General features: G+C 69.4%; 22 protein-coding genes. 3 read left to right on the top strand and 19 right to left on the bottom strand.

From position 1 onward, the window contains the following. Positions 1-17 precede the first annotated feature (17 nt). Positions 18-1,784 (bottom strand): gamma-glutamyltransferase, encoded by a 1,767-nt coding sequence (gene ggt, locus QSK35_RS40320; protein ID WP_285753396.1) that lies wholly within the window; start codon positions 1,782-1,784, stop codon positions 18-20. A gap of 110 nt (positions 1,785-1,894) precedes the next feature. Continuing rightward, complete coding sequence (locus QSK35_RS40315; RefSeq protein ID WP_285753395.1) at positions 1,895-3,856, bottom strand: primosomal protein N'; 1,962 nt, start codon at positions 3,854-3,856, stop codon at positions 1,895-1,897. Positions 3,857-3,948: 92 nt separating this feature from the next. Here QSK35_RS40315 and QSK35_RS40310 point away from each other — a divergent pair, with 92 nt between their 5' ends. After that, on the top strand, positions 3,949-5,430 hold the full coding sequence (locus tag QSK35_RS40310; RefSeq protein ID WP_285753394.1) for an alpha/beta hydrolase: 1,482 nt from the start codon (positions 3,949-3,951) through the stop codon (positions 5,428-5,430). A gap of 40 nt (positions 5,431-5,470) precedes the next feature. Beyond that, positions 5,471-6,556 carry an alpha/beta hydrolase family protein gene (locus QSK35_RS40305; protein WP_285753393.1) on the top strand — a complete coding sequence of 362 codons (1,086 nt, stop codon included), beginning with the start codon at positions 5,471-5,473 and terminating at the stop codon, positions 6,554-6,556. Here the strand turns inward: QSK35_RS40305 and QSK35_RS40300 are convergent. From QSK35_RS40300 to pyrR, 14 genes are all read right to left on the bottom strand, one after another. Next, positions 6,553-7,884, bottom strand: a complete 1,332-nt coding sequence (locus QSK35_RS40300; protein ID WP_285753391.1) for a hypothetical protein — start codon at positions 7,882-7,884, stop codon at positions 6,553-6,555. The genes QSK35_RS40305 and QSK35_RS40300 overlap by 4 nt on opposite strands. A 9-nt stretch (positions 7,885-7,893) precedes the next feature. Then, positions 7,894-9,849 carry a phosphocholine-specific phospholipase C gene (locus tag QSK35_RS40295; RefSeq protein ID WP_285753390.1) on the bottom strand — a complete coding sequence of 652 codons (1,956 nt, stop codon included), beginning with the start codon at positions 9,847-9,849 and terminating at the stop codon, positions 7,894-7,896. Positions 9,850-9,959: 110 nt separating this feature from the next. Further along, positions 9,960-11,162 (bottom strand): methionine adenosyltransferase, encoded by a 1,203-nt coding sequence (gene metK, locus QSK35_RS40290; protein ID WP_285753389.1) that lies wholly within the window; start codon positions 11,160-11,162, stop codon positions 9,960-9,962. A gap of 75 nt (positions 11,163-11,237) precedes the next feature. Then, a complete protein-coding gene (gene coaBC, locus QSK35_RS40285; protein WP_285753388.1) occupies positions 11,238-12,467 on the bottom strand; it encodes a bifunctional phosphopantothenoylcysteine decarboxylase/phosphopantothenate--cysteine ligase CoaBC in 1,230 nt (409 codons plus the stop codon). 233 nt (positions 12,468-12,700) lie between these two features. Continuing rightward, positions 12,701-12,982 (bottom strand): DNA-directed RNA polymerase subunit omega, encoded by a 282-nt coding sequence (rpoZ, locus tag QSK35_RS40280; protein WP_285753386.1) that lies wholly within the window; start codon positions 12,980-12,982, stop codon positions 12,701-12,703. A gap of 3 nt (positions 12,983-12,985) precedes the next feature. After that, the gene (gene gmk / locus QSK35_RS40275) at positions 12,986-13,588 is read right to left on the bottom strand and encodes a guanylate kinase (protein WP_285753384.1); all 603 of its coding nucleotides are present in this window, start codon (positions 13,586-13,588) and stop codon (positions 12,986-12,988) included. Further along, positions 13,585-13,902, bottom strand: a complete 318-nt coding sequence (gene mihF, locus QSK35_RS40270; protein WP_285753382.1) for an integration host factor, actinobacterial type — start codon at positions 13,900-13,902, stop codon at positions 13,585-13,587. The genes gmk and mihF overlap by 4 nt, the downstream gene beginning before the upstream one ends. 308 nt (positions 13,903-14,210) lie before the next feature. After that, the gene (gene pyrF, locus QSK35_RS40265; protein ID WP_285753380.1) at positions 14,211-15,023 is read right to left on the bottom strand and encodes an orotidine-5'-phosphate decarboxylase; all 813 of its coding nucleotides are present in this window, start codon (positions 15,021-15,023) and stop codon (positions 14,211-14,213) included. After that, positions 15,020-18,328 (bottom strand): carbamoyl-phosphate synthase large subunit, encoded by a 3,309-nt coding sequence (carB, locus tag QSK35_RS40260; protein WP_285753378.1) that lies wholly within the window; start codon positions 18,326-18,328, stop codon positions 15,020-15,022. Before carB ends, pyrF begins: the two co-directional genes overlap by 4 nt. After that, positions 18,328-19,440 (bottom strand): glutamine-hydrolyzing carbamoyl-phosphate synthase small subunit, encoded by a 1,113-nt coding sequence (gene carA, locus QSK35_RS40255; protein WP_285753376.1) that lies wholly within the window; start codon positions 19,438-19,440, stop codon positions 18,328-18,330. Before carA ends, carB begins: the two co-directional genes overlap by 1 nt. Continuing rightward, complete coding sequence (locus tag QSK35_RS40250; protein WP_285753375.1) at positions 19,437-19,925, bottom strand: PH-like domain-containing protein; 489 nt, start codon at positions 19,923-19,925, stop codon at positions 19,437-19,439. Before QSK35_RS40250 ends, carA begins: the two co-directional genes overlap by 4 nt. Then, complete coding sequence (locus tag QSK35_RS40245) at positions 19,922-21,202, bottom strand: dihydroorotase (RefSeq protein WP_285753373.1); 1,281 nt, start codon at positions 21,200-21,202, stop codon at positions 19,922-19,924. The genes QSK35_RS40250 and QSK35_RS40245 overlap by 4 nt, the downstream gene beginning before the upstream one ends. Beyond that, the gene (locus QSK35_RS40240; protein WP_285753371.1) at positions 21,199-22,131 is read right to left on the bottom strand and encodes an aspartate carbamoyltransferase catalytic subunit; all 933 of its coding nucleotides are present in this window, start codon (positions 22,129-22,131) and stop codon (positions 21,199-21,201) included. Before QSK35_RS40240 ends, QSK35_RS40245 begins: the two co-directional genes overlap by 4 nt. Then, positions 22,128-22,700 (bottom strand): bifunctional pyr operon transcriptional regulator/uracil phosphoribosyltransferase PyrR, encoded by a 573-nt coding sequence (gene pyrR, locus QSK35_RS40235; RefSeq protein WP_285753369.1) that lies wholly within the window; start codon positions 22,698-22,700, stop codon positions 22,128-22,130. The genes QSK35_RS40240 and pyrR overlap by 4 nt, the downstream gene beginning before the upstream one ends. A gap of 256 nt (positions 22,701-22,956) precedes the next feature. Between pyrR and bldD the strand changes: the two genes are divergently transcribed. Then, a complete protein-coding gene (gene bldD / locus QSK35_RS40230) occupies positions 22,957-23,445 on the top strand; it encodes a transcriptional regulator BldD (RefSeq protein ID WP_030471611.1) in 489 nt (162 codons plus the stop codon). 130 nt (positions 23,446-23,575) lie between these two features. Here the strand turns inward: bldD and nusB are convergent, their stop codons facing one another. Genes nusB through QSK35_RS40215 form a run of 3 tightly spaced genes read right to left on the bottom strand, consistent with a single transcriptional unit; the run spans position 23,576 to position 25,667 of the window. Next, positions 23,576-23,995, bottom strand: a complete 420-nt coding sequence (nusB, locus tag QSK35_RS40225; protein WP_285753368.1) for a transcription antitermination factor NusB — start codon at positions 23,993-23,995, stop codon at positions 23,576-23,578. Between the two features lies 1 nt (position 23,996). Next, complete coding sequence (gene efp, locus QSK35_RS40220; RefSeq protein ID WP_285753366.1) at positions 23,997-24,560, bottom strand: elongation factor P; 564 nt, start codon at positions 24,558-24,560, stop codon at positions 23,997-23,999. Between the two features lie 30 nt (positions 24,561-24,590). After that, the gene (locus tag QSK35_RS40215; protein WP_285753365.1) at positions 24,591-25,667 is read right to left on the bottom strand and encodes a M24 family metallopeptidase; all 1,077 of its coding nucleotides are present in this window, start codon (positions 25,665-25,667) and stop codon (positions 24,591-24,593) included. Positions 25,668-25,981: the final 314 nt, after the last annotated feature.

Genomic DNA, 25,981 nt, shown 5'->3' with positions numbered 1-25,981 from the left:
GGCAACTCGGCCGGTGCTCAGCCGGGATAGACCACGCGAGCCGCCCCACCGCCCCGTCGCACGGGCTCGGCCGCCGCACGCCACCGCCCTCGGCCGGCGGGTTCGATCGCGGTGACGGCGCCGATCTCGGCGTTGGCCGTGAACACGTGCCCCTTGGCCTCCAACGCCGGCACGTTCGGTCCGGACAGGAACTCCTTCTCGGCCGGCGTGGCCGCACTGTTGCGCTGCGACACGCGCGGCGCCGCGATGGCGTCCTGGATGCCCAGCCCGCGATCCAGCCGCGAGGTCAGCACCTGCGTGACGGTCGTGATGATGGTCGCGCCGCCGGGCGACCCGAGGGCGAGCACCACGTCGCCGTCGTCGAGCACGATGGTCGGCGACATCGACGACCGCGGCCGCTTGCCGGGACCGGGCAGGTTCGGGTCGGGCACGCCTGGGTTGACCGGCGCGAAGTTGAAGTCGGTCAGCTCGTTGTTCAGCAGGAACCCGCGGCCGGGCACCACGATGCCGCTGCCGCCTTCGGCCTCGATGGTCAACGTGTACGCGACGACGTTGCCCCACCGGTCGGCGACCGTCAGGTGCGTGGTGCGCTCAGCGTCGACCCGCGTGGGCGCCTCGACCCCGCTCGAAGCGCAGGGCGCGGGCTTGCGCGGGTCTCCGGGCGCGGTCGGCGCCTTGATGACGGAGTCCGGCTTGATCAGGCAGGCCCGCGAGTTCGCGAACCGCTGGCTCAGCAGCTCGCGCGTCGGCACGTCCGAGAACGCCGGGTCGCCCACCCACCGGTTGCGGTCGGCGAACGCGAGCTTGGTCGACTCGATGAACCGGTGGAAGTACTCCGGCTCGGTCAGCTTGCCGAGGTCGTAGCTCTCCAGGATGTTGAGCGCCTCCCCCACCGTCGTCCCACCGGACGAGGGCGGCGCCATCCCGTACACATCGAACCCGTTGTACTTCGTCTTCGTCGGCTGCCGGAACGGCGCCTCGTACCGCGAGAGATCACTCAGCTGCAGGTTGCCCGGCCGCACCTTGCGCGTGGACCCCGGCACCACCGGCGGCTGCTGCACGGTCTTCACGAGGTCCTGCCCCACCGCGCCGCCGTACAACGACCGCAGGTTCGTCCGCCCCAGCTCGTGGTAGGTGTCCGCCAGCTCCGGGTTGCGGAACGTGCTGCCCACCGCGGGCGCCTGCCCGTTCGGCAGGTACAACGCCCGCGTGGACGTGAAGTCCGCGAACCGCGCCGCGTTGTTGGTGACCTGGCCGTTGAACGTCGCGTCGACGACGAACCCGCGCCGCGCCAGCTCCTCCGCCGGCTCCAGGGCGTCCTCGAGACTCAGCGTGCCCCACTTCTTCAGGGCCTGCTGCCACGTCTTCGGCGTCCCGGGCACGCCCACGGACAACCCACTGGTCATCGCCTCGGCGAACGGGAGCGGTGTCCCGTTCTCCAGGAACAGGTTCGCGTCGGCGCTCATCGGCGCCGTCTCACGACCGTCGATTGTGGACACTTTCTCGGAGTCCGCGTCGTAGTAGACGAAGAACCCGCCCCCGCCGATCCCGGCGGAGAACGGATCCGTGACGCCGAGCGCCGCGGCCGTCGCCACCGCAGCGTCCACGGCGTTGCCGCCACGCTGGAGGACCTCGATCCCGATCTGCGACGCGTCCGGGTCGACGCTCGACACCGCGCCACCCCAGCCGACGGCCAGCGGCTGACGCGGCGGCGCCTCCGCGAAGGCGGCGGGTGGTGCTACGAGGAGCAGGGACACGACAGCGGCAACCGTTCGCAGCAGCATATTGACCCTTTTACCGCTGCGGCGACGCAGGCAACACCCCCACCGGATGCAAAGCCGGCGAACTGACATGGATGTGGGATCCGAAGGGCGGCACGGATCGCGAGGCAGGCTCACAAAACCTCCACCGGGTCGAGCTTGATCCGCACCAGGTCCGGCTCCTTCCGCGCCGTCCGCACCGCCTGCGCCTCAGCCAGCACCGCAGCCAGCGCCCGCCCCTCGGCCCGCGACACCCGCAGCAGAGCCCGCTCCTTCTGCTCGTCCTCCCCCAACGGCACGGGCCCCAGAATCTCCCCCGTCGAAGGCAACCGCAGCTCATCCAGCAACGCGTTCAAAGCCTCCGGAGACCCGTCGACGGTCGCCATCCGCACCGCGGGCGGGAACCCGAGCTCGGTCCGCGCCGCCAGCTCGGTCCGCGCATGCCACACCGGATCCCACCGCACCAAAGCCTGCACCGGCGCCAACGACGAATCGGCGATCACCACGACCCGCCCGTTCCCAGGACGAACGAGGGCCGCCGCGGTCATCCAACGCCGCAGAGCCTCCTCGCCCGCCCGCAGGTCGGCCCGCCCGAGCAAAGCCCACCCGTCCAGCAGAAGCACAGCGCCATACCCGCCAACGGCGAACGGCTCGGCGCCCGGCGTCGACACCACCAGAGCCGGCTTCGACGGAACCGACGCCAGCACCTCCTCCGCCCCGGAAGTACGCACGGGAACCCCGGGAAACGCCCGTCCCAGCTCCTCCGCCGTCCGCCGCGCCCCGATCACCTGCCCGCGCAACCGCCGGGACCCGCAGGCCGGGCACCTGAACCCCGCCTCGGACACGCCACACCACCGGCAGTACGGAGACCCCGTATCGGGCATGGCCAGCGGACCGGCGCACCGCCGGCACCGCGCGGGCTGGCGGCACTGCTGACACGCGAGGGCGGGCACGTACCCGCGGCGCGGCACCTGGATGAGCACGGGCGAATCGGCGAGAGCCGCGCGAGCGGCCTCGAAGGCGATGGACGGGAGGCGGGCCGAACGGGCCGCCGGGTCCTTCACCTCCTGCCAGTCCGAATCACCGACCGACACAACGCGTGGGGCCACGGAGCGCAGGGTCTCGCGGGACGCCACGATCTCGTGCGCCCAGCCCGAGTCGACCAGCAGCTGCGCCTCGGCCGTCCTGGCGAAGCCACCCACCAGCAACGAGGCACCGGACGCGTGCGCGCGCAGGGCCAGCACGTCCCGCACGTTCGGGTAGGGCGCGCGCGGTTCACTGTGCAGGTCGTCCCCGTCGTCCCACACGACGAACAGGCCAGGAGAAACCACAGGCGCGAACATCGTGCCGCGCGTCCCCAGCACCACTCGCGCGACACCGCGCCGGACCATCAGCCATCGCCGATAGCGCTCCGCCGGACCAAGATCAGCCGAAAGGGTGACCACTCCGGACATGAGCGCGGAGCACGCGCCATCCAGCCGCGCCAGGTCGCGGTGGTCCGGCACCACGATCACGACGCCCTTGCCCGTGGACGCCACGACCGCCGCCACCTCGGCCAGCCGCGCCGGCCAGTCCTCCGCGGGCAGCGCCTGCCACACGGCGTGCGCGGAGCGGCCCGCGCGCAACGCCTCCAGGTACGAGGCCCCGCGCGGGTGGTAGCGCAACCAGCCGTCGAACGAAGGAACCGGCGGCGGCTCCCACGAACCATCGGGAACGGAGGACTCGGCGCGCGCGTGCCGGGGCGGGATCGCCAGCCGCAGCACGTCGATCATCCCGCCCGCGTACCGGTCCGCCACGGCGCGGGCCAGCGAAGCGATCTCCGGTGACAGCACGGGTTCGGGCGACACGACCCGTTCCAGGTACGCCAGCTTCTTCCCGTACTCCGACGTCTCCACGCGCTCCAGCAGGAACCCGTCGACCAGCTGCCCGGCGAACCGCACCCGCACGCGGCAGCCCGGCACCGCGTCCGCGTCCAGTTCGGACGGAACCAGGTAGTCGAACGGCCGGTCGAGGTGAGCGAGCGGCACGTCCACCACGATCCTGGCGACAGGCAGCACCGGAGCAGGGGTCCGCTCTCCGCGCCGGTTGTTCGCCATACCCGCTGGTCTACCAGACGGGTCTGACAAATCCGGATCGAGGGCAACCGATCGGCCGCCAAGATCGTGTTAAGGAAAAACATGGGGGTTACATGAAGCTGAAAATCAGCACCTTGCTCGTCGCCGCGGCCGTCCTCGTTGGACTCGCACCAGCCGCGCAGGCCGAGGAGACGACCGCGCTGACCTGGGCCGACTGCCAGGACGGCTTCGAGTGCGCGACCGCCAAGGTCCCGCTCGACTACGACGACCCGTATGGCCGCAAGATCGACCTCGCGGTCATCCGGCTCAAGGCGACCAACCCCAGCAAGCGGATCGGTTCGCTGTTCGTGAACTTCGGCGGCCCCGGCGCGTCCGGCGTCAACCGGCTGCGCGAACGCGCGGGCTGGACATGGCTCTTCTCACCGGAGCTGCGCGAACGGTTCGACCTCGTGAGCTGGGACCCGCGCGGCATCGGCCGCAGCACGCCCGTCAACTGCTTCGACACCGAGGAGCAGCAACAGCAGTTCCTCGGCCAGATCCCGGAGTTCCCCGCGGACCAGAACGCCGAACCGGGCTTCTACTCGCAGTACAAGGAGTTCGCGCAGCGCTGCAAGGACAAGGCGGGCGAGCTGCTCGACCACGTGTCGAGCGCGAACACCGCACGCGACCTCGACCAGCTGCGCAAGGCCGTGGGCGACCAGAAGCTGACCTACCACGGCATCTCGTACGGCACGCACCTCGGCGCGATCTACGCCAACCTGTTCCCGAACAAGGTGCGCGCCATGGCGTTCGACGGCACGCTCGACTTCATCGGCAACGCCACCGGCCACGGCGACCAGGGCACGACCGTGCCGCTGGACACCCGTCAGGACGTGCCGCGCGGCGCCGCGGAGACGTTCGACCAGTTCCTCACCCAGTGCGCGGCGCCGGGTGCCCACTGCGCCTTCGCGGGCGGTGACCTGAAGCTCAAGTGGCGGCAGCTGGTCGACAAGGTCAAGGCCGGCCCGGTCACCATCCCGTCCGGCACCTACGACTACGTCGCGCTGATCGGCACGGTCAACGGCGCGCTCTCCGTGCCGGACACCTGGCAGGAGACGGCAAAAACGATGCAGGAGCTCTACGACGCTCCGGCCTCGCTGACGACGAAGAGCTACATCAGCAACCGCACCGAGGCGTTCAACGCGATCCAGTGCGCGGACAGCGACTTCCCGCGCGACACGAACGTCTACACCAGCTATGGCGCCTCGGAGGACAAGCGCGTCCCGGACTTCGGCCGCATCGTCGTGTTCGACATGATGGCGTGCGCGTTCTGGCAGGGCCGCGACACCGACCGCTACACCGGCCCGTGGAACCGGTGGACGTCCGCGCCGATCCTCGTGATCAACAACCGGTTCGACCCCTCGACCCCGTACCACGGGGCCAAGGACGGTGCCGCCGAGCTCGCCCGCACCGGTTTCCTCACGGTCGAGGGCTACGGGCACTCGACGATGCTCGTGCGCAGCACGTGCGCGGAGAAGGCCAAGCGGGATTACCTCTTCACAGGTGTGCTCCCGAAAGTAACGAACTGCGGCATCGACCGCGGGCCTTTCGCTTAAGACAACGGAGACCACCGGGAACCACTGTTACGAAAGGAAGATGCGCACACTGCTGACGGGCCTGCTCGCGATCGTGACACTGGTCGCCGCCGCACCCGCGAAGGCGGCCACGACGATCCAGATGCCCGCACTCACCGGGCAGTACCCCGTCGGCACCACGGACCTGCATCTCGTCGACTCCGGCCGCCAGGACCCCTGGCGGCCGGACAACAAGCGCGAGCTCATGGTCACCGTGTCCTACCCCGCACTGCGGGGCGGGCAACGGGCGCCGTTGCTCGGGCCGGCCGTGGCGACCGCGGTGAACGCAGAGCTCCTCCTCACCCCCGGCGCGGTCGACTGGCGGTCGGTCCGCAGACACGCGGCCACCGGGGCCCCGGTCGCGCCGGGCCGGTGGCCGGTCCTGTTGGTCTCCCACGGTTTCGGCAGCGTGCGCGAAATGCACGCCGGGCTGGTCGACGACCTCGCCAGCCACGGCTACATCGTCGTCTCGATCTCCCACACCTTCGAGGCCGCGGCCGTCGAGTTCCCCGGCGACCGCGTGGCACACTCGGTCGTCGGGAGCTGGGCGAACACGAGAAAGGCCATCGACACCCGCGTCGCCGACACCCGGTTCGTCCTCTCGCAGCTCCGGCTCCCCGGCGCCGACCTGGACCACGTCGGCATGGTCGGCCACTCGTACGGCGGCTTCACCGCGGGCGAGACGATGCTCCAGGACCAGCGGATCGACGCCGGGGTCAACCTCGACGGCGCCATGCCCGGCGACGTCACCAAAGGCCTCGACCGCCCGTTCCTGCTGGTGGGCAGCCAGGGCCACTCCCACCTGGCGACCGAACAGGACCCATCGTGGGCGCAGTTCTGGTCCAACCAGCGCGGCTGGAAACGCGATCTCAACCTGGGCCGCGGCGCGCACTACGGCTTCACGGACCTGCAGTTCGCCCTGCCGCAGATGGACTTCCTCACCCCGGCTCAACGCGCGCCGTACATCGGCACCATCGATCCCGCGGGTTCCCTCGCCGTCCAGCACGACTACCTGGCCGCGTACTTCGACCTGCACCTCAAGGGAATCGACCGGCACCTGTTCGACGGCGACTCACCGTCCTATCCGGACGCGAGGTTCGTCCCTTAGGCGTTCTTCCGCACCAGGCCGGTGAACCCGGCCACGAACAGCGTGGCGAACGCCCACGCCAGCAGCTGCAGCACCCACGTCGTCACGACCACGAACTGACCCGCCCCCGTGGTCGTGGCGACCTGGCACCGTTGCTGCACATCGGTTTTCACCAACGGCGTCGCCGCGTTCAACGCGTAGCCGATCTGATCCACCACGGCACATCGCACGGCGCCCGACGACAGCACCACACCGACGGACACGGCGAGCGTCGCCACCAGCCACAGCAGGGCGATCGCCGGCCGGTACCCGTACCCGACCGTCGCCCCGGTGACGCGGTGCCACGTCCGGCCCCATCGCGTCAGTTGCCCGCGCCGCAACAGGTCCCGCTGCTGCGCGATGCGGATCCGCCGCACGTCCCGTTCCTGCCCGGCCGCCTGGTGCGCGGCAGCGAGCTGCAGGTACGGCTGGCTGGCGAACCTGGGTGTCTTGTGCGCCAACATGTCCAGCCACGTGCCGAGGTCCGAGTCACGCGGCACGCCGGTGTAGGTCAGCCCGTCGAGATCCACCGCACCCTCGGCGTAGTCGGCGCTGAGGAAGATCTCCTGGCCGATCCGCGCGTGCTTGAGGTCCAGGGCGATCGGCCCGGTCGCCCGGCCCTCGCGCAGCACGAGCTGCCCGCCGATCCGCGCGCCGCGGATGCGCACGGCCGCATAGCTCTCCGAACGCGCGCGGAAGCCGCTGTGCAACAGGATGCTGTCCTCGACCTGGATGTCCGTCCCGAGGAACGCGGCGTGCTCCGCGCTGAACGAGGCACCGTCGCAGCGCAGGCTGCCGCCGATCCGGGCCCCGTCGAACCGCAACGTGCCCACCGCCGTGACCGCCGTCAGGTACACCTGGCTGCCGGTGCGCAGCTTGAGCGCGTGCAACGCGTACTCGCCCTCCGTGGACAACGTGGCACCGGACATGCTGATGTGGCCGCCGATGTGCGCCTCGCCCAGGTCGACGGCCCAGTCCTGGCCGCCGTCGAGCCGGGCGTTCGAGAGGTACAGGTAGTGGTCGAGCTTCAGCCACGGCGCGCTGACCGCCGGCGCCGTCAGCCCCGTCAGGTCCAGCGCGGACAGCTGCGCGCGGTCGAACAGCAACTTCTCCGAAGCGACGCAGTCGCGCAATACCAACGGCCGCTTGGCGACGACGTCACAGAGGTCGAGCTGCCCGTCGATGCGCGCGTTGCGGATCCGCACGCCGCGCGGGTCGAGGCGATCGGCCTCGACCAGCAGGTCGCGGATCACCGACGCCTTGATCGTCTCGCCGTCGAGATCGACTAACTCACCGCTGGTCAGCTCCACCCGGCCAACCTATCCCGAGATCGACTCCTTGCCGTCCTCGATGTGACCGGCCAGCCGGCGCCGGAACCCCGGCTCCTCCACCACGGTGACGGTCAGGTCGTACCAACCGGAGTTCATCACGGTGAGCCACGGGATCACCGCCCGCCGCCCGGCGCGCACGACGACCTTGCGCCGTCCCGCGACGAACGTCAGCGGCTTGTCGCCGAGGTTGGCGAACGTCAGCGTCAGCACGCGGCTGTACCCGCGCACGGACGACGACACCTGCGCCGTCCCGTGCGCCGAACCCGCGAACTCGCGGCGGAACCCGTTGGGCCCCATCAGCAACAGGTCGTACGACTCGCCGAACGGAACCACGTGCTCCTGCGACGACGTGACGTCGAAGTGCGCCGGGTTCTCGAACTCCTTGGCGTACGGATACAACGCGAAGTGCACGGAGGACTTGCCCGAGTTCGACAGCTCCAGCTTCACCTTGCCGTCCGACAACGAAGCCTGCGCGTCCGGCTGGTAGGGCAGCGGTCTGGCCCGCCGCCGCCCGGCCTCCTGCTCCGGCATGGCCTGCGTGGCGGGCGGGGTGGGCCGCCAGCGCGGCGACGCGGGCGGCACGGGAGCGGGTTCGCCGACGTCCGGCCAGGTGCGCCGCCGGTCGAAGTCGAACGCCGACGTGAGGTCACCGGACACCGCTCGCCGCCACGCGCTGACGTTCGGCTCACGCACGTCCAGCCAGCGCTCCAGGAACCGCGTCATCGACGTGTGGTCGAACACCTGCGAGCACACGTACCCGCCGACACTCCACGGCGACACGACCGTCATCGGCACGCGCGCGCCCAGCCCGAGCGGCCGGTCCCCCACCCACTCGTCGGTGTGCTGCGCGGGCGGACGCGGCGGCGGCACGTGGTCGAAAAAGCCGTCGTTCTCGTCATAGGTGATGAACAGAACCGTCGACTCCCACACCTCCGGCGACGACGCGAGCGCGTCCAGCACCTGGTAGGTGATCGACGCGCTGGCCGCGGGGGAAGAAGCGCCGGGGTGCTCGGAGTCCACAGAGGACGGAACCAGGTACGACACCGCGGGCAGGCGGCCGTGCTCCACGTCGTCGCGGAACACCTGCCCCAGCGTTTTCGGTGCGACGCGGTGCAGTCCCCGGTCGTACAACCGCCTTTCGGCCGGGGTCAGCCTCGACAGGTCGATCAGCTTCGGATCGCCGTGCGCGTAGAGCTTGTCCAGCGACTTGAACCCCGGCGGCAGCACCTTGCGCGCGATCTCCTTGAACCGCACGAAGAACTCGAGGTTGTTGTCCTGGAAGTTGTCGTGTTCCTGGTACACGCGCCAGGAAACGCCGGCCTGCTCCAGGCGTTCCGCGTAGGTCGTCCAGGTGTACCCGGCGTGGTTGTCCTCGTCGTAGGCCGCGTTGCCGGTGGCGCGGTTGCCGTTCGGCTCGAACCCCGTGTAGCCGCTGACCCAGTAGTTGCGGTTCGGCGACGTCGAGGACGGCAACGAGCAGTGGTAGGCGTCGCAGATCGTGAACGTCTCGGCGAGCTCGTAGTGGAACGGCACGTCGCGCCGGTCGTAGAAGGCCATGGTGGCCGCGGTCTTGGCGGGCACCCAGTTGTCGTTCCAACCGTGGCGCAACGCGGTGTGCCCGCCGTTCCAGCTGTGGTCGAGGTCGCCGATGTACTGGACGTCGCGCCCGAGCGCCGCCTCGCGCACGGGGAACGGGTAGACGCCCGACTGCTGGAAGACGCCGGGCAGCGCGTTGCGGTCACCGAAGCCGCGCACACCGCGCAACGACCCGTAGTAGTGGTCGAACGACCGGTTCTCCTGCATCAGCAGCACTACGTGCTTGATCGCGCGCAGCCCGCCCGGCCGCGGCTCACGGGCGAGCGCGGCGTGCACGGACGGTGGCAGCAGTGAACCCGCCGCGGTTGCGACGGCAGCGGCCATGAAACCGCGACGACTCAAGGACATGCCTGCAGTTTCTAGTTCCCGGACGTGACGCGGAACCTACCGGAGTATGAACGATCCCGGCCCTTTCGGACCGGGATCGTTGACTGCTCACACACAGTTGCGCCGGACGGTCAGGCTCCTGCCGCCGAACGCAGGGCCTCCGCGCGGTCCGTGGACTCCCACGGCAGCGCCACGTCGGTGCGGCCGAAGTGGCCGTACGCGGCGGTCGGCGCGTAGATCGGGCGCAGCAGGTCCAGGTCGCGGATGATCGCGGCCGGACGCAGGTCGAACACCTCGCTGATCGCCTGCTGGATCTTCGTCGGGTCCACGGTCTCGGTGCCGAACGTCTCCACGAACAGACCCACCGGGGCGGCCTTGCCGATCGCGTAGGCGACCTGAACCTCGATCCGCGTGGCCAGACCCGCCGCCACGGCGTTCTTGGCCACCCAGCGCATCGCGTACGCGGCGGACCGGTCGACCTTCGACGGGTCCTTGCCGGAGAACGCGCCACCACCGTGCCGCGCCATGCCGCCATAGGTGTCGACGATGATCTTGCGGCCGGTCAGGCCCGCGTCACCCATCGGACCGCCGATGACGAACCGGCCGGTCGGGTTGACCAGCAGCCGGACGTTCGACGTGTCCAGGCCGAGCTCGGCGATCTCGGGCGCCACCACGTGCTCGCGGATGTCGACGCCGAGCAGCTTCTCGAGGTCGATGCCGTCGGCGTGCTGCGTGGACACGACGACCGTGTCGAGACGAACCGGCTGGTCACCCGCGTACTCGATGGTGACCTGGGTCTTGCCGTCCGGACGCAGGTACGGGACGGTGCCGTCCTTGCGCACGGCGGTCAGGCGGCGCGACAACCGGTGCGCGAGCGCGATCGGCAGCGGCATCAGCTCAGGCGTGTCCGTGCACGCGTAGCCGAACATCAGGCCCTGGTCGCCCGCGCCCTGCTTGTCGATCTCGTCCTCGGCGTGCTCGACGCGGTTCTCGTACGCGGTGTCGACACCCTGCGCGATGTCCGGGGACTGCGAGCCGATCGCGACGTTGACGCCACACGAGTGGCCGTCGAAGCCCTTGGCGGACGAGTCGTAGCCGATGCCGAGGATCACGTCGCGCACGATCGACGGGATGTCCGCGTACGCCTCGGTCGTCACCTCGCCGGCGACGTGCACCTGGCCCGTGGTGACCAGCGTCTCGACGGCGACGCGGGAGCGCGGGTCCTTCGCGAGCAGCGCGTCCAAAATGGAGTCGCTGATGGCGTCACAGATCTTGTCAGGGTGTCCCTCAGTGACGGATTCACTGGTGAACAGCCTGCTGCTGTGCTGGCTCACGGACGCTCCCTTTGGTCTACGGCAGATGGAACAAGTTTACGGACGGTCACTCAATAGTGTGTCGAGTACTGAGCACTACGCGGTGACGGCGTCCCACACTGTGGCCGCGAGTTGCGCTTTCGAGCCGTGCGGGATCGGCGTCTCCCTACCGTCATCGGCGAGCAGCCAGCCCGCGTTATCCTCGACCTCGAACGCCTTCCCGTCGCCGACCGCGTTGACCACCAGCCAGTCACAGCCCTTGCGCTTCAACTTCGCACGGCCGTGTTCCAGCACGTCACCGGTCTCGTCGCCCGTCTCGGCGGCGAACCCGACGATCACCTGCCCCTCGCGGCGCGCCGCGACCAGCTCGGCCAGGACGTCCGGATTCTTTGTTAGCACAACGGGATCCGGGTCCGCAGACGATTTCTTGATCTTGTGTGTGGCAAGCGCCACGGGCCGGAAGTCGGCCACGGCGGCGGCCATCACCACGATGTCCGCGGTCTCGGCCGCAGCGTGCATCGCGTCCCGGAGTTCAAGCGCGGTGCCGACCCGCACGACGGTCACGCCGGCGGGTTCCCCCAGGTCAGCGGTGTGTGCGGCGACGAGCGTGACGTCCGCGCCCCGCTGTGCGGCCACTCGGGCGAGCGCATACCCCTGCTTGCCGGACGACCGGTTACCCAGGAATCGAACGGGGTCCAGCGGCTCGCGCGTCCCACCTGCTGAGATCGCGACCCGCACGCCCGCCATCGACCGCGGCAGCGCGTCCGGACGTGCAAGGAGCAACCGGGCGAACTCGAAGATCTCGGCGGGATCGGGCAGCCGGCCCTTGCCGGTGTCCTTTCCGGTCAACCGCCCGGACGCGGGCTCCATCACGTTCACGCCGCGCTCGCGGAGCAGCGCCACGTTGTGCTGCGTCGCCGGGTGCTCCCACATCTCCGTGTGCATCGCGGGCACGAGGAGTACCGGGCAGTGCGCGGTGAGCAACGTGTTGGTGAGCAGGTCGTCGGCGAGGCCGTGCGCGGCCTTCGCGATGAGGTTCGCGGTGGCGGGCGCGACGACGACGAGGTCGGCGTTCTGGCCGAGCTTGACGTGCGGCACCTCGTGCACCCGGTCGAACGGGTCCGCGGTCACCGGCTCGCCGGAGAGCGCCTCGAAGGTGGCGGCGCCGACGAACTTGAGCGCGCCGTCGGTCGGCACGACCCGCACGGAGTGACCGGACTCGGTCAGCCGGCGGAGCAGCTCGCAGGCCTTGTACGCGGCGATGCCCCCGCCCACCCCGAGAATGACGCGGGGGCGGGAGGGGGCATCAGCGGAAGTAGAGCTCACTTACCCTCGCCATCTAGTGACAGGAACCCCGAGGGCGCGCCCCCAGACTGCTCAGGGACATGCCGCCGTGGGTTCCGGGGACTTGCCCCCAGTGTGCTCCGGGAACGTGCCGTCAGCGGGGTCCGGGGGCTTGCCCCCGGCGCGGGGTCTGGGGGCTCGGCCCCCAGAAAACACGGCTGCGGCGACGTCGGTCTGCGCATTCCGCAGACAGACCTCACCCAGAGCCGTCGCCTCTAGCCTTCTCCCTCAGTGTGCTCCAGGAGACCGGCGTGGATCTCCCTGAGCGCGATGGAGAGGGGCTTCTCACGCGGGCCCGGCTCGACGAGCGGGCCGACGTACTCGAGCAGGCCCTCGCCGAGCTGCGCGTAGTAGTCGTTGATCTGGCGGGCACGCTTCGCTGCGTAGATCACCAACGCGTACTTCGAGCTCACCTGCTCAAGCAGGTCGTCGATCGGCGGGTTGGTGATGCCCTCCGGAGAACCGGTCAGATGACCGAGCTCGGTGTGGGTGATCACTCGTCAAACTCCTGAGATTCGTGGTCCGACCACCAAGGATAGCAAGTCGGCCGCGGCGGTCTTGACATCGGAGTTCACGACGACCTCGTCGAACTCCTTTTCGGCGGCCAGCTCTTCCCTGGCGATCTCGAGCCTGCGCTCGACGATGGCGGGATCCTCGGTCCCCCGGCCGGTCAGCCGGCCGACCAGGTCCTCCCACGACGGCGGGGCCAGCATGACGAGCTGGGCCTCCGGCATCGCCGCCCGGACCTGCCGCGCCCCCTGGAGTTCGATCTCCAGCAGCGCGGGCGTTCCGGACGCGAGGGCTTGCAGTACTGGCGTGCGCGGGGTGCCGTAGTGGTTCCCCGCGAACTCGGCGTGCTCGAGGAACTCGCCCTCGGCCACCATGCGCTGAAACTTCTCGCGATCGACGAAGTGGTAATGCACTCCGTCGACTTCTCCCGGCCTCGGCGGCCTGGTGGTCGCCGAGACACTGAAATAGAGCTGCTGCTCCTGTGCCATCACCCGGAGCGCGGCAAGAACGCTCGACTTGCCCACTCCGGACGGCCCGGACAGGACGGTGAGGCGGGCGCGGGGCGAACCCGCGCCCGCCTCGGTGTCACTCACTCTCCGCTGAACTCGGAGAGCAGGGCCTTGCGCTGGCGGTCGCCCAGGCCGCGCAGACGACGGCTCGGAGCGATCTCGAGGCGCTCCATGAGCTGCTGCGCGCGAACCTTGCCGACGCCCGGAAGGGCCTCGAGCAGCGCGGACACCTTCATCTTGCCCAGGACCTCGTCGCTCTCGGCGGCCTTGAGCACGTCCGCGAGGGTCGTGCCACCGCGCTTGAGGCGCTCCTTGAGCTCAGCCCGAGCGCGACGAGCGGCAGCAGCCTTCTCCAGCGCTGCGGCCCGCTGCTCCTCGGTAAGCTGGGGAAGGGCCACGATTTCCTCCGTGGTGTGGATTCTTTTCGGATCGGTGCCGCGACCGTACCGACCGCAATTGCCTGGGGACAACGTGACCCAGTCAGCTAAATCTCTCAGCGGCCCGTTCGTAGCGGCGGGTGGTAGTAGTACCAACACCCTCCAGAAGCCTGATCACCGACCTCGGTAACTGACTGCCCACGGCCTGTGTGGTAGTGGGCCCGATGACCAGCGGGGCTCCTGGTGGCAGGGACCCTACCAACACAGGTTTGCCCAGGTGAGCGCGCCACGCCCCTAAGTTTCCCCAGGACGGCGTGGCGCACACCTCCTCAGAGCGTTTCCTGCACCCGCTGCACCGCGCTGACCAGCGAAGATACGTCCGGGCCATGCTTGAGGACGTCCCTCGACGAAGTCGGCAGAATGTTCCGCAAATCGGCGCCGAACAACGCCTTCAGGTCGGCCACGGTGGCTCCCTGGGCGCCGAAACCGGGCGCCAGGACGGGGCCGTTGAGCTTCGACAGGTCGACCCCGGTTTCCCCGATCGTGGCCCCGACGACCAGACCGACATCACCCACGGGGGAAATGCCGGAATTCCGTTCCGCAGCGAAATCCACGATCGACTGAGCCACGGTTCGCCCATCCGGCCCAACCGCGCGTTGGACCGAAGCGCCCTCCGGGTTGGACGTCAGCGCGAGCACGATCACGCCCCGCCCGTTCGCCCGAGCGGCCTCCAGGGCCGGTTCCAGCGACCCGAAGCCGAGGTACGGCGACAGCGTCACCGCGTCCGCCGCCAGCGGCGACCCCTCGGTCAGGTACGCCGCCGCGTAGGCGGCCATCGTGGAGCCGATGTCGCCGCGCTTGGCGTCCAGCAGCACGAGCGTCCCCGAGTCGCGCAGATCGGCGATGACACGCTCGAGCACCGCCACGCCACGCGACCCGCACGCCTCGAAGAACGCCGACTGCGGCTTCACGACCGCCACCCGGCCGCCGAACGCCTCCACGCAGGTCAGCGCGAACCGCTCCAGCCCGGAGGCGTCCTGAGACAGCCCCCAGGCGTCCATCAGGCCCGGATGCGGGTCGATGCCCACACAGAGCGGCCCGAACGCGTCCACAGCCTTCGTGAGCCGTTCTCCGAACGTCATTCGGAACCACCGGCCCGCAGAGCGGCCTGAAGGGCCTGGAGCGGCTGAACGCCGATGTCGCCGCGGATCAGCGCCTCGATGCCGTGCACGGCCGCCGCCGCGCCCTGGATCGTGGTGACGCACGGGATGTCGCGGGCCACCGCCGCCGTGCGGATCTCGTAGCCGTCCACGCGCGGCCCGCTGTTGCCGTAAGGGGTGTTGAAGATCATGTCGACCTCACCGCCGAGGATCATGTCGACCACGTTCTTCTCGCCCTCGAAGTGCTTGCGCACCACCGTGCACGGGATCCCGTTGCGGCGCAGCACCTCGGCCGTGCCGGACGTCGCGAGAACCTCGAAGCCGAGGTCGGCGAGCCGCTTGACCGGGAAGATCATCGCCCGCTTGTCCCGGTTGGCGAACGACACGAACACCCGGCCGGAAGTCGGCAGGGAGCCGTACGAGGCGGTCTGGGACTTCGCGAAGGCCTTGCCGAACGACGAGTCGATGCCCATGACCTCGCCGGTGGACTTCATCTCCGGGCCGAGCAGCGAGTCGACGCCGTGGCCCTCGGGGGTGCGGAAGCGGTGGAACTGCATGACCGCTTCCTTGACCGCCACCGGCGCGTGTTCGGGCAGCTGCGCCCCGTCGCCCTTCTTCGGGAGGATGCCCTCCTCGCGGAGCTGGGCGATGGTGGCGCCGAGCATGACCCGCGACGCCGCCTTGGCCATCGACACCGCGGTCGCCTTGGAGACGAACGGCACGGTGCGCGAGGCACGCGGGTTGGCCTCCAGGACGTAGAGCACGTCGTCCTTGAGCGCGTACTGGACGTTCAGGAGCCCGCGGACGCCGATGCCGCGCGCGATGGCCTCCGTCGAGCGCCGCACGTTCTCGATGTCCGACGCGCCCAGCGTGATCGGCGGGAGGGCGCACGACGAGTCACCGGAGTGCACGCCGGCCTCCTCGATGTGCTCCATCACGCCGCCGATGAACACCTCGGTGCCGTCGCACAACGCGTCGACGTCGATCTCGATGGCGTCATCGAGGAACCGGTCCACCAGCACCGGGTGCTCCGGGGTGACCTCGGTGGCGCGGGCGATGTAGCCGGCGAGCGTCTCCTCGTCGTAGACGATCTCCATGCCGCGCCCGCCCAGCACGTACGACGGCCGGACGAGCACCGGGTAGCCGATCTCCTGGGCGATGGCGCGGGCCTCGTCGAACGAGGTGGCGGTGCCGAACTTCGGCGCGGGCAGCCCGGCGTCGGTGAGCACCTTGCCGAACGCGCCCCGGTCCTCCGCGAGGTGGATCGCCTCGGGCGGCGTGCCCACCACGGGCACCCCGGCGTTTGCGAGGCGCTGCGCGAGACCCAGCGGCGTCTGGCCGCCCAGCTGCACGATCACCCCGGCCACATCACCGGAGGCCTGCTCGGAGTGCACGACCTCCAGCACGTCCTCGAACGTCAGCGGCTCGAAGTACAGGCGGTCGGAGGTGTCGTAGTCGGTCGAGACGGTCTCCGGGTTGCAGTTGACCATCACGGTCTCGTACCCGGCCTCGCGCAGCGCCATGGCGGCGTGCACGCACGAGTAGTCGAACTCGATGCCCTGCCCGATCCGGTTCGGCCCCGAGCCGAGGATGATCACCTTCGGCCGCTCGCGCTGCTCGGCGACCTCGGACTCGGCGTCAGGGTCCAGCTCGTAGGCCGAGTAGTGGTACGGCGTCTCGGACTTGAACTCCGCCGCACACGTGTCCACGGTCTTGTAGACCGGCCGCACACCCAGGCGGTGCCGCAGCGCCCGCACGCCGTCCTCACCGGCCAGCTCCGGCCGCAGCGCGGCGATCTGCCGGTCGGACAACCCGGCCCGCTTCGCCTTGCGCAGCAACGGTTCGTCGAGCACCGGGGCGTCGACCAGCTCGGTCCGCAGCGTCCCGAGCCAGGCGATCTGCTCGATGAACCACGGGTCGATGCGCGAGGCCTCGTAGACCTGCTCGATCGACGCACCGAGCCGCAGCGCGCGCTCCACGGTGTAGAGGCGGCCGTCGTGGCCCGTCTTCAGCTGCTCCAAAGTGGACCCGAGCGTGATGCCCTCGGGGTCCTCCCGCGTCCAGAACCCGACGGCCTTGGTCTCCATCGAGCGCAACGCCTTGCCCAGCGCCTCGATGAAGTTGCGGCCGATGGACATCGCCTCGCCGACCGACTTCATCGTCGTGGTCAGCGTCGGGTCCGCGCCGGGGAACTTCTCGAACGCGAACCGCGGCACCTTCACGACCACGTAGTCCAGCGTCGGCTCGAACGACGCCGGGGTCTCGCCGGTGATGTCGTTGGTGATCTCGTCCAGCGTGTAGCCGATCGCCAGCTTGGCGGCGATCTTGGCGATCGGGAAGCCGGTCGCCTTGGAGGCCAGCGCGGACGAGCGGGACACGCGCGGGTTCATCTCGATGACGACCATGCGGCCGTTGTCGGGGTGGATGGCGAACTGGATGTTGCAACCACCGGTGTCGACGCCGACCTCGCGGATGACCTTGATGCCGACGTCGCGCATGTGCTGGTACTCGCGGTCGGTCAGCGTCATCGCCGGCGCCACCGTGACGGAGTCACCGGTGTGCACACCCATCGGGTCGATGTTCTCGATCGAACAGATCACGACCACGTTGTCGTTGCGGTCGCGCATCAGCTCGAGCTCGTACTCCTTCCACCCGAGCACGCTCTCCTCGATCAGCACCTCGGTGACCGGGGACTCGGCCAGGCCGGTCGCGGCGAGACGCTCGAGTTCCTCGTCGGTGTGCGCCATGCCCGACCCCAGGCCGCCCATGGTGAACGAGGGCCGGATGACGACGGGAAGGCCGAGTTCCTTGACCGTGGCGCGGACCTCGTCCATGGACTTGCACACGGCACTACGCGGGACCTCGGCGCCGATCTTGCGCACGATGTCCTTGAACATCTGCCGGTCCTCGCCGCGCTGGATCGCGTCGATGTCCGCGCCGATCAGCTCGACGTCGTACTTCTCCAACACCCCACGCTCGTGCAGCGCGATCGCGGTGTTGAGCGCGGTCTGCCCGCCCAGCGTCGCCAGGACCGCGTCGGGGCGCTCCTGCGCGATGACCTTCTCCACGAACTCGGCCGTGATCGGCTCGATGTAGGTGGCGTCGGCGAACTCCGGGTCGGTCATGATCGTGGCCGGGTTGGAGTTGACCAGGCTGACGCGCAGGCCCTCCTCCCGCAGCACCCGGCACGCCTGCGTGCCGGAGTAGTCGAACTCGCAGGCCTGGCCGATGACGATCGGGCCGGAACCGATGACGAGGATGTGCTTCAGGTCGGTGCGTTTCGGCATCAGTTGGCCTCGCTCATCAGGTTCACGAACTCGTCGAACAGCGGCGCGGCGTCGTGCGGACCGGCCGCGGCCTCGGGGTGGTACTGCACGGAGAACGCAGGCGTGTCCAGCAGCCGCACGCCCTCGACCGTGCCGTCGTTCGGGCAGTAGTGGCTCAGCTGTACCCGGCCGAAGTCCGAACCGAACTCCTCCCCCGGCTCTCCCTCCAGCGCGAACCCGTGGTTCTGCGCCGTGATCGCGACCTTGCCGGTGGCGACGTCGATCACCGGGATGTTGATGCCGCGGTGGCCGTAGCGCATCTTGTACGTCCCCCGACCCACCGCGCGGCCCAGGATCTGGTTGCCGAAGCAGATGCCGAACAACGGCAGCTTCCGCTGCAGCACTTCCTTCGTCAGGCCGATCGCGTGGTCCTGCGTGGCCGGGTCGCCCGGACCGTTCGACAGGAAGACACCCGTGGGGTTCACGCTCAGAATGTCGTCGATCGTGCTTGTCAACGGCATGACGTGCACCTCGATGCCCCGCGCCGCCATCATCCGCGGGGTGTTCGACTTGATGCCCAGGTCGAGTGCCGCGACGGTGAACTTCTTCTCGCCGATCGCCTCGACCACGTAGGGCTTGGCCGTCGTGACGTCGCCCGCGAGGTTCGCGCCGAGCATCCCCGCCGACTCGCGGACCTGCTCGAGCATGTAGTCCTTCGGCCCGAGCGCGTCACCGGAGAACACACCCGCGCGCATCGCGCCCTGCTCCCGGATGTGCCGGGTCAGGGTCCGGGTGTCGATCCCCGAGATGCCCACGATCCCCTGCCGGACGAGCTCGTCGTCCAGGCTGCGCTTGGACCGCCAGTTGGACGGGGTCCGCGCCGGGTCCCGCACGACATAGCCGGCGACCCAGATGCGGGACGACTCGTCGTCCTCGTCGTTCCAGCCCGTGTTGCCGATCTGCGGTGCCGTCTGCACCACGATCTGCCGGTGGTACGACGGGTCGGTCAGGGTCTCCTGGTAGCCGGTCATGGCCGTGGAGAACACGACCTCACCGAGCGAACGCCCTTCCGCGCCGAACTTCTCGCCGCGGAAAACGCGACCATCTTCAAGAACCAGAGCCGCGTTCGTCACGCTTTACCTCCCACCAGGGCGTCAACCCACTGGCCATAAACACTCTTGTCGTCGCCGCGGAAACCGGTGTCCAACACGCGGTCCTCCAGCTCCCACTGGATGACCAGCAGGCCCTCGTCGAACATCACCTTGCCCGCGAGTCCCTTGTCCGTCCGGACGTCCTTGATCGCGGTCTTCGGGATGAACAGGTCGTCCGCGCCGACGCGTTCGATCGCGACGCCTTCGGGGTGCAGGTGCAGCTCGGCCTCGGCGCGGTGGCCGATGTCGCCGACCTGGATGCGGTCCTGCCAGTTGCCCGCGTTCGTCGTGCCGATGTACACGCCGGTCGCGTTCAGGATCTCGTCACCGAGCTGCTCCGGCTTCGCGGGGAACGCGGGCAGGGACTCGGCCTGCTTGCGCGCGCGTCGTCGCCAGCCGTGCCACATGCCGTACACGCAGAGCGCGAAGAAGAGGAAGACGATCAGGACGAGCAACACGCGGGTCATGCGTCAATCCTTCCCCGCGCGGCCGTGACCTGCCCACGCAAGATGGTCGTCGTCACCACGCCGGGCAGTTCCATGCCCTCGAACGGGGTGTTGCCCGCCACGCTCGCCAGTTCGGCGCCGTTGACGACCCACGTCGCGTCCGGGTCGACCAGCGTGAGATTGGCGGGCTCGCCGGCCTCGATCGGCCGGCCGTGGTCGGTCAGACCGGCGATCTCGGCGGGCTTCTCGCTCATCACGCGAGCGACGCCGCGCCAGTCGAGCAGACCCGTCTGGACCATGGTCTTGATGACGACGGACAGGGCGGTCTGCAGGCCGAGCATGCCGGGGCGGGCCGCGGACCACTCGCAGTCCTTGTCCTGCACGGCGTGCGGGGCGTGGTCCGTGGCGACGCAGTCGATCGTGCCCTCGGCCAGCGCTTGGCGGAGTGCGTCCACGTCGGCCTGCGTGCGCAGCGGCGGGTTGACCTTGTTGACCGGGTCGTAGGTCTCCAGCCGGTCGTCGGTCAGCAGCAGGTGGTGCGGGGTGACCTCGGCGCTGACCTTGGTGCCGCGCTCCTTCGCCCACTTCAGCACGTCGGCGGTGCCGGTCGTGCTGACGTGGCAGACGTGCAGCCGCGCGTCGACCTGCTTCGCGAGGATGCAGTCGCGGGCGACGATCGACTCCTCGGCGGCGGCCGGCCAGCCCTGCAGGCCCAGCCTGCTCGCGTTCTCACCCTCGTGGGCCTGCGCGCCGATCGTGAGCCGGGGCTCCTCGGCGTGCTGGGCGATGACGGCGTTCAACGCCTTCGAGTACTCCAGCGCCCGGCGCATGATCAACGGGTCGTGCACGCAGTGGCCGTCGTCGGAGAACACCCGGACGTTCGCGCTGGACTTCGCCATGGTGCCCAGCTCGGCGAGCTTCTCGCCCTTGAGGCCGACCGTGACGGCGCCGACCGGGTGGACGTCGACCAGGCCGACTTCCTTCCCCCGGCGGGCGACGTGCTCGACGATCACCGCGTTGTCCGCGACCGGATCGGTGTTGGCCATGGCGAAGACCGCCGTGTAGCCGCCGAGCGCCGCGGCCTTGGAGCCGGTCGCGATGGTCTCGGTGTCCTCGCGGCCCGGTTCGCGCAGGTGGGTGTGCAGGTCGACGAAGCCCGGCAGCAGGATCGCGCCGTTGCCCTCGATCACTTCGGCGTTGTCGTCGGTGCCTTCGGCGATGACGCCGTCCTTGATCAGGATGTCTACCGGGTCACCCTCGCCGTAGGGCCTTACTCCCTTGAGCAGCAAAGGCTTCACGCGGTCTCCTCCTCGTGCGCAAGCAGGTGGTACAGGACGGCCATGCGCACGTGCACGCCGTTGCGGACCTGTTCGGTGATGGCGGCCTGGGGGCTGTCGGCGACGACGGACGCGATCTCCATGCCGCGCAGCATCGGGCCGGGGTGCAGCACGACCGCGTGCTCCGGGAGGAGCCTGAGGCGGTTCTCGTTGAGGCCATAGGCGATCGAGTACTCGCGGGCGGACGGGAAGAACCCGCCGTGCATCCGCTCGGCCTGCACGCGCAGCAGCATGACCGCGTCGAGGCTGGACAGCTCTGCGTCCAGCTCGTGCGAGACGGTGACCGGCCAGTTCTGCACGCCCGTCGGCAGCAGGGTCGGCGGGGCGACGAGCGTGACGTCCGCGCCCAGCGCGTGCAGCAGGTGCACGTTGCTCCGGGCGACCCGGCTGTGCAGGACGTCGCCGACGATCGCGATGCGGCGGCCGTTGAGACTCCCGAGCCGGTCCCTGAGCGTGGCGGCGTCGAGCAACGCCTGCGTGGGGTGCTCGTGCATGCCGTCACCGGCGTTCACGACGCTCGTGTTCGTGTGCTGCAGCCAGCCCGCGAGCCGGTGCGCCGCGCCGCTCGCCGGGTGGCGCACGATGATGCAGTCCGCACCTGCGGACTGGAGCGTGAGCGCGGTGTCGCGCAGGCTCTCGCCCTTGCTGACGCTGGAGCCGCTGCTGCTGACGTTGATCACGTCGGCGCTCATCCACTTGCCGGCGATCTCGAAGCTCACGCGCGTGCGGGTGGAGTTCTCGTAGAACATCGTGATCACGGTGCGGCCGCGCAGCGTGGGGAGCTTGCGCACCTCGCGGCCGAGCAGCGCCTGCTTGAGGCGGTCGGCGGTGTCGAGGATGGCGGTCGCCGTGTCCGGGTCGATCCTCTCCGTGCTGAGCAGGTGTTTCACCGGATCAGCACCCCGTCCCGGTCGTCCATCTCGTCGAGGTAGACGATCACGTCCTCGCTCTTCGCGGTCGGCAGGTTCTTGCCGACGTAGTCCGCGCGGATCGGCAGCTCGCGGTGGCCGCGGTCGACCAGCACGGCGAGCTGGACGGCCTGGGGCCGTCCGTGGTCCCGCAGCGCGTCGAGGGCGGCGCGGATCGTGCGTCCGGAGAACAGCACGTCGTCGACCAGGATGATCAGCTTGTCGTCGATCCCGCCGTCGGGCAGCTTCGTCGTCTCCAGCGGCCTGGTCGGGCCGCGCCGCAGGTCATCGCGGTAGAGGGTGACGTCGAGCGTGCCGGTTCTGGGCGTCGTGCCGGAGAACTCGGCGATCTTCTCGGCGAGCCGGCGCGCGAGCGGGGCACCCCGGCTGGGAATACCCATCAAGACGACGTCGGGTGCGCTCGGTGCATCGAGAGCGGTCTTCTCGATGATCTGATGGGCCATTCGGGCGACGGTGCGCGCGACATCACCGGCTGACAAGATCTCGCGATCTCCAGCCGGATCCGTCGCACCACGTTGACGTGGCGCCACGGCTGGACCTCCTTCCCCGCCTCACTGGACGGGTCCTTAAAGGACGTCGGACACCCGGTTATTGCCGGGCTGACCTGCACCGTATCAGGCGTGGCGGGTCAACCTTCCGGGTGGTGTCGGGTTGCGACGCGGTTGGCTTCGTCGAGATCAGCTTGACCTTATGACCACGGAGAGCAATCATTACTCTGCGTATCGATCTAAGCCTCCCCGCAGCCGCCCGTACTGCTGACGGGGCGAATGAACGGAGAACCGCCACATGGGCGACTACGCCAAGGCGCTGGGGGCCAAGCTCCGCGCTATCCGCCAGCAGCAGGGCCTGTCCCTGCACGGCGTCGAGCAGAAGTCCGGCGGTCGTTGGAAGGCCGTGGTCGTCGGCTCGTACGAGCGCGGAGACCGTGCGGTGACCGTGCAGAAGCTGGCCGAGCTGGCCGACTTCTACGGGGTCCCCGTGGCCGAGCTTCTTCCCGAGGGCCGCGTCCCCTCCGGCGCCGAGCCGGCAACGAAGATCGTGATCAACCTCGAACGGCTGCAACAGCTGCCGGTCGAAAAGGTGGGTCCCCTGGCCCGCTACGCCGCGACCATCCAGTCCCAGCGCGGCGACTACAACGGTAAGGTCCTCTCGATCCGCACCGAGGACCTGCGTTCGCTCGCCATCATCTACGACATGACCCCTGGTGAACTGACCGAACAGCTCATCGACTGGGGCGTCCTTCCCCCTGAGGCCCGCCCCGCGAAGGAAGACTGAACGCGTTTGTGTCCCCTTGATGCGCTGTCCTGACGGAGCGCGCCAAGGGGACACAAGCCGTGCCTCCCTGCTGACACCGTTAAGGCCACCTTCACTGCGTTGAGCGCAGTGAAGGTGGCCTTAACGGCGTCTAGAGAACCGCGCGGATCTGGTCCGCGATGACGGCGATCCGCCCCAGCACACCGTTCACGAACCGCGGCGAGTCGTCCGTCGACAACCCCTTGGCCAGCTCGACGGCCTCGTCGATCGCCACGGCGTCGGGCACATCGGAAGCCCACAGCAGCTCGTACAGCCCGATCCGCAATACAGCCCGGTCGACCGCCGGCATGCGGGCCAGCGTCCACCCCTCGGAGTGCTCCGAGATGAGGTCGTCGATCCGCGCCCGGTGCGCGGTGACCCCCTCGACGAGGGCCACCGTGTAGTCGTTGACCGGCGGCACATCCGGTGAGCCGACGCGCTCGGCGAGCAGCGTCACCGGGTCCGTGCCGAGGAGGTCAGCCTCGTAGAGGAAGTCGACCGCGCGCTTGCGCGCCTTGCTCCGTGCACCCATGTCAGCTGCTGACGCGACCGAGGTAGCGACCGTCGCGGGTGTCGACCTTGATCTTCTCGCCGGTGGTCACGAACAGCGGGACCTGGATCTCCGCGCCGGTCTCCAGCTTCGCGGGCTTGGTGCCACCCGTGGAGCGGTCGCCCTGCAGGCCGGGGTCGGTGTGCTCGATGACCAGCTCGACCGAGGTGGGGAGCTCGATGAAGAGCGGCACGCCCTCGTGCACGGCGACGACCGCTTCCTGGTTCTCCAGCATGTAGTTGGCGTTGTCGCCCACGACCTCGGCCGCGACGTGGATCTGGTCGTACGTGTCGCCGTCCATGAAGACGAAGTCGGCGCCGTCCTTGTACAGGTACGTCATGCCGCGCTTGTCCACGGTGGCGGTCTCGACCTTGGTGCCCGCGTTGAAGGTCTTGTCGACGACCTTCCCGGTCAGCACGTGCTTGAGGGTCGTACGCACGAAGGCGCCGCCCTTGCCCGGCTTGACGTGCTGGAACGCGGTGACGGTCCACAGCTGGCCGTCGAGGTTCAGCACCAGGCCGTTCTTGAGGTCGTTCGTGGTGGCCACGGTGGAGTTTCTCCTGTGTTGGGACGGGCGTCAGACGACCACGAGTTCCTTCGTGGTCAGGGTGAGGAGCTCCGGCGCGCTTTCGCGCACGACGAGAGTGTCCTCGATGCGGACCCCGCCCTTCCCCGACAGGTAGACGCCGGGCTCGACGGTGACCGCCATACCGGCCGAAAGTGTACCGTCACCGACTTTCGACAGCGCCGGAGCCTCGTGGATCTCCAACCCGACCCCGTGCCCGAGCCCGTGCAGGAACTGCTCCCCGTACCCAGCCTTCTCAATGACGTCGCGAGCCGCCTTGTCGACGTCCTTCAACGCCACCCCCGGCGCCAACGCCGCCCGCCCAGCAGCCTGCGACCGCGCGACCAGGTCGTACAGCTCCCGCTGCCAGTCAGCGGGCTTCCCCACGACGAGCGTGCGCGTCATGTCCGAGTGATACCCGTCCACCAGCGCCCCGAAGTCGAGCTTGACCAGGTCACCCTTGTGCAAGGCCGCGTCGGTCGGCCGGTGGTGCGGCACCGCACTGTTCACGCCGAACGCCACAATCGTGTCGAACGACGGCCCAGTCGCCCCGTGGTCGAGCATCCGGCTCTCCAGCTCGCGGGCAACCTCCCGCTCAGTCCTCCCCGGCCTCAACCCACCGTGCTGAATCAACGCCGCCAACGCCCGATCAGCCGCCGCGCACGCCATGCGCAGGGCTTCGATCTCGATCTCGTCCTTGACGAGCCGCAACTCCTCCACCAGCCCCGGCGCCCGCACCAGCTCGGCGTCCGCCGCCTTGGCCAGAGAGTCCAGCCCGTCCACCGTCACGTGATGGCTCTCGTACCCCGTCCGCCCCTTGGCCTTGGCCGCCAACGCCAGGTCACACGGCCGCTCAATGAGGCGCTCCAGGTCCGGCACCTGCTGCGCGGACTGCGTCAGGTACCGCCCGTCCGTGCAGAAGACCGTCTTCTCGTCCCCTTCGGCGGAGACGAGCACCGCGCCGTTGGATCCGGTGAACCCGGTGAGGTAACGAAGGTTGAGCAGATCGGTGACCAGCAGGGCGTCCAGCTCCAGGTCACGGAGCTTCAAGCGCAGTGCGGCACGGCGGTTGGCGTACGACTCCGACATGCCCAGCAGCCTACGGCCGCCGGGCCGCACGCGGGGCCCAGAACTTCGACCTACCCCGAAAGAGCCACACCCCACACACGATGCGCGAAGCGCGAGCCCCGGAACCAACCACGACGGAACCGCCAGCCAAGGAAGCGACCACGTACGGAACCGGCAGGTACACCGCGCGCGCAGCGCGCAACCAACCGGTGGTGGGCCCCTCCCGTCGCATCGCAGGCGAAGCCCTGCCGCATCCGAGACCCCAGGTCAAGCACGCTTTTCGCTTGACCTGGGGTCTCGGATGCGGCTGCCTCAGGTGCGATGCGACGGGAGGG

This window comes from Lentzea sp. NBRC 105346 (assembly GCF_030269605.1).
Classification (GTDB): domain Bacteria; phylum Actinomycetota; class Actinomycetes; order Mycobacteriales; family Pseudonocardiaceae; genus Lentzea.
Note: the sequence above shows the minus strand (reverse complement) of the source record. Positions and strands in the feature narration are given on the sequence as shown.

Bases quoted from the DNA above. Each gene is read 5' to 3' on its own strand.
- nusB (WP_285753368.1), bottom strand. From the start codon at position 23,995: ATGGGTGCACGGAGCAAGGCGCGCAAGCGCGCGGTCGACTTCCTCTAC.
- ggt (WP_285753396.1), bottom strand. From the start codon at position 1,784: ATGCTGCTGCGAACGGTTGCCGCTGTCGTGTCCCTGCTCCTCGTAGCA.
- QSK35_RS40315 (WP_285753395.1), bottom strand. From the start codon at position 3,856: ATGGCGAACAACCGGCGCGGAGAGCGGACCCCTGCTCCGGTGCTGCCT.
- QSK35_RS40295 (WP_285753390.1), bottom strand. From the start codon at position 9,849: ATGTCCTTGAGTCGTCGCGGTTTCATGGCCGCTGCCGTCGCAACCGCG.
- QSK35_RS40310 (WP_285753394.1), top strand. From the start codon at position 3,949: ATGAAGCTGAAAATCAGCACCTTGCTCGTCGCCGCGGCCGTCCTCGTT.
- pyrF (WP_285753380.1), bottom strand. From the start codon at position 15,023: ATGACGTTCGGAGAACGGCTCACGAAGGCTGTGGACGCGTTCGGGCCG.
- bldD (WP_030471611.1), top strand. From the start codon at position 22,957: ATGGGCGACTACGCCAAGGCGCTGGGGGCCAAGCTCCGCGCTATCCGC.
- QSK35_RS40250 (WP_285753375.1), bottom strand. From the start codon at position 19,925: ATGACCCGCGTGTTGCTCGTCCTGATCGTCTTCCTCTTCTTCGCGCTC.
- QSK35_RS40305 (WP_285753393.1), top strand. From the start codon at position 5,471: ATGCGCACACTGCTGACGGGCCTGCTCGCGATCGTGACACTGGTCGCC.
- QSK35_RS40215 (WP_285753365.1), bottom strand. From the start codon at position 25,667: ATGTCGGAGTCGTACGCCAACCGCCGTGCCGCACTGCGCTTGAAGCTC.
- carB (WP_285753378.1), bottom strand. From the start codon at position 18,328: ATGCCGAAACGCACCGACCTGAAGCACATCCTCGTCATCGGTTCCGGC.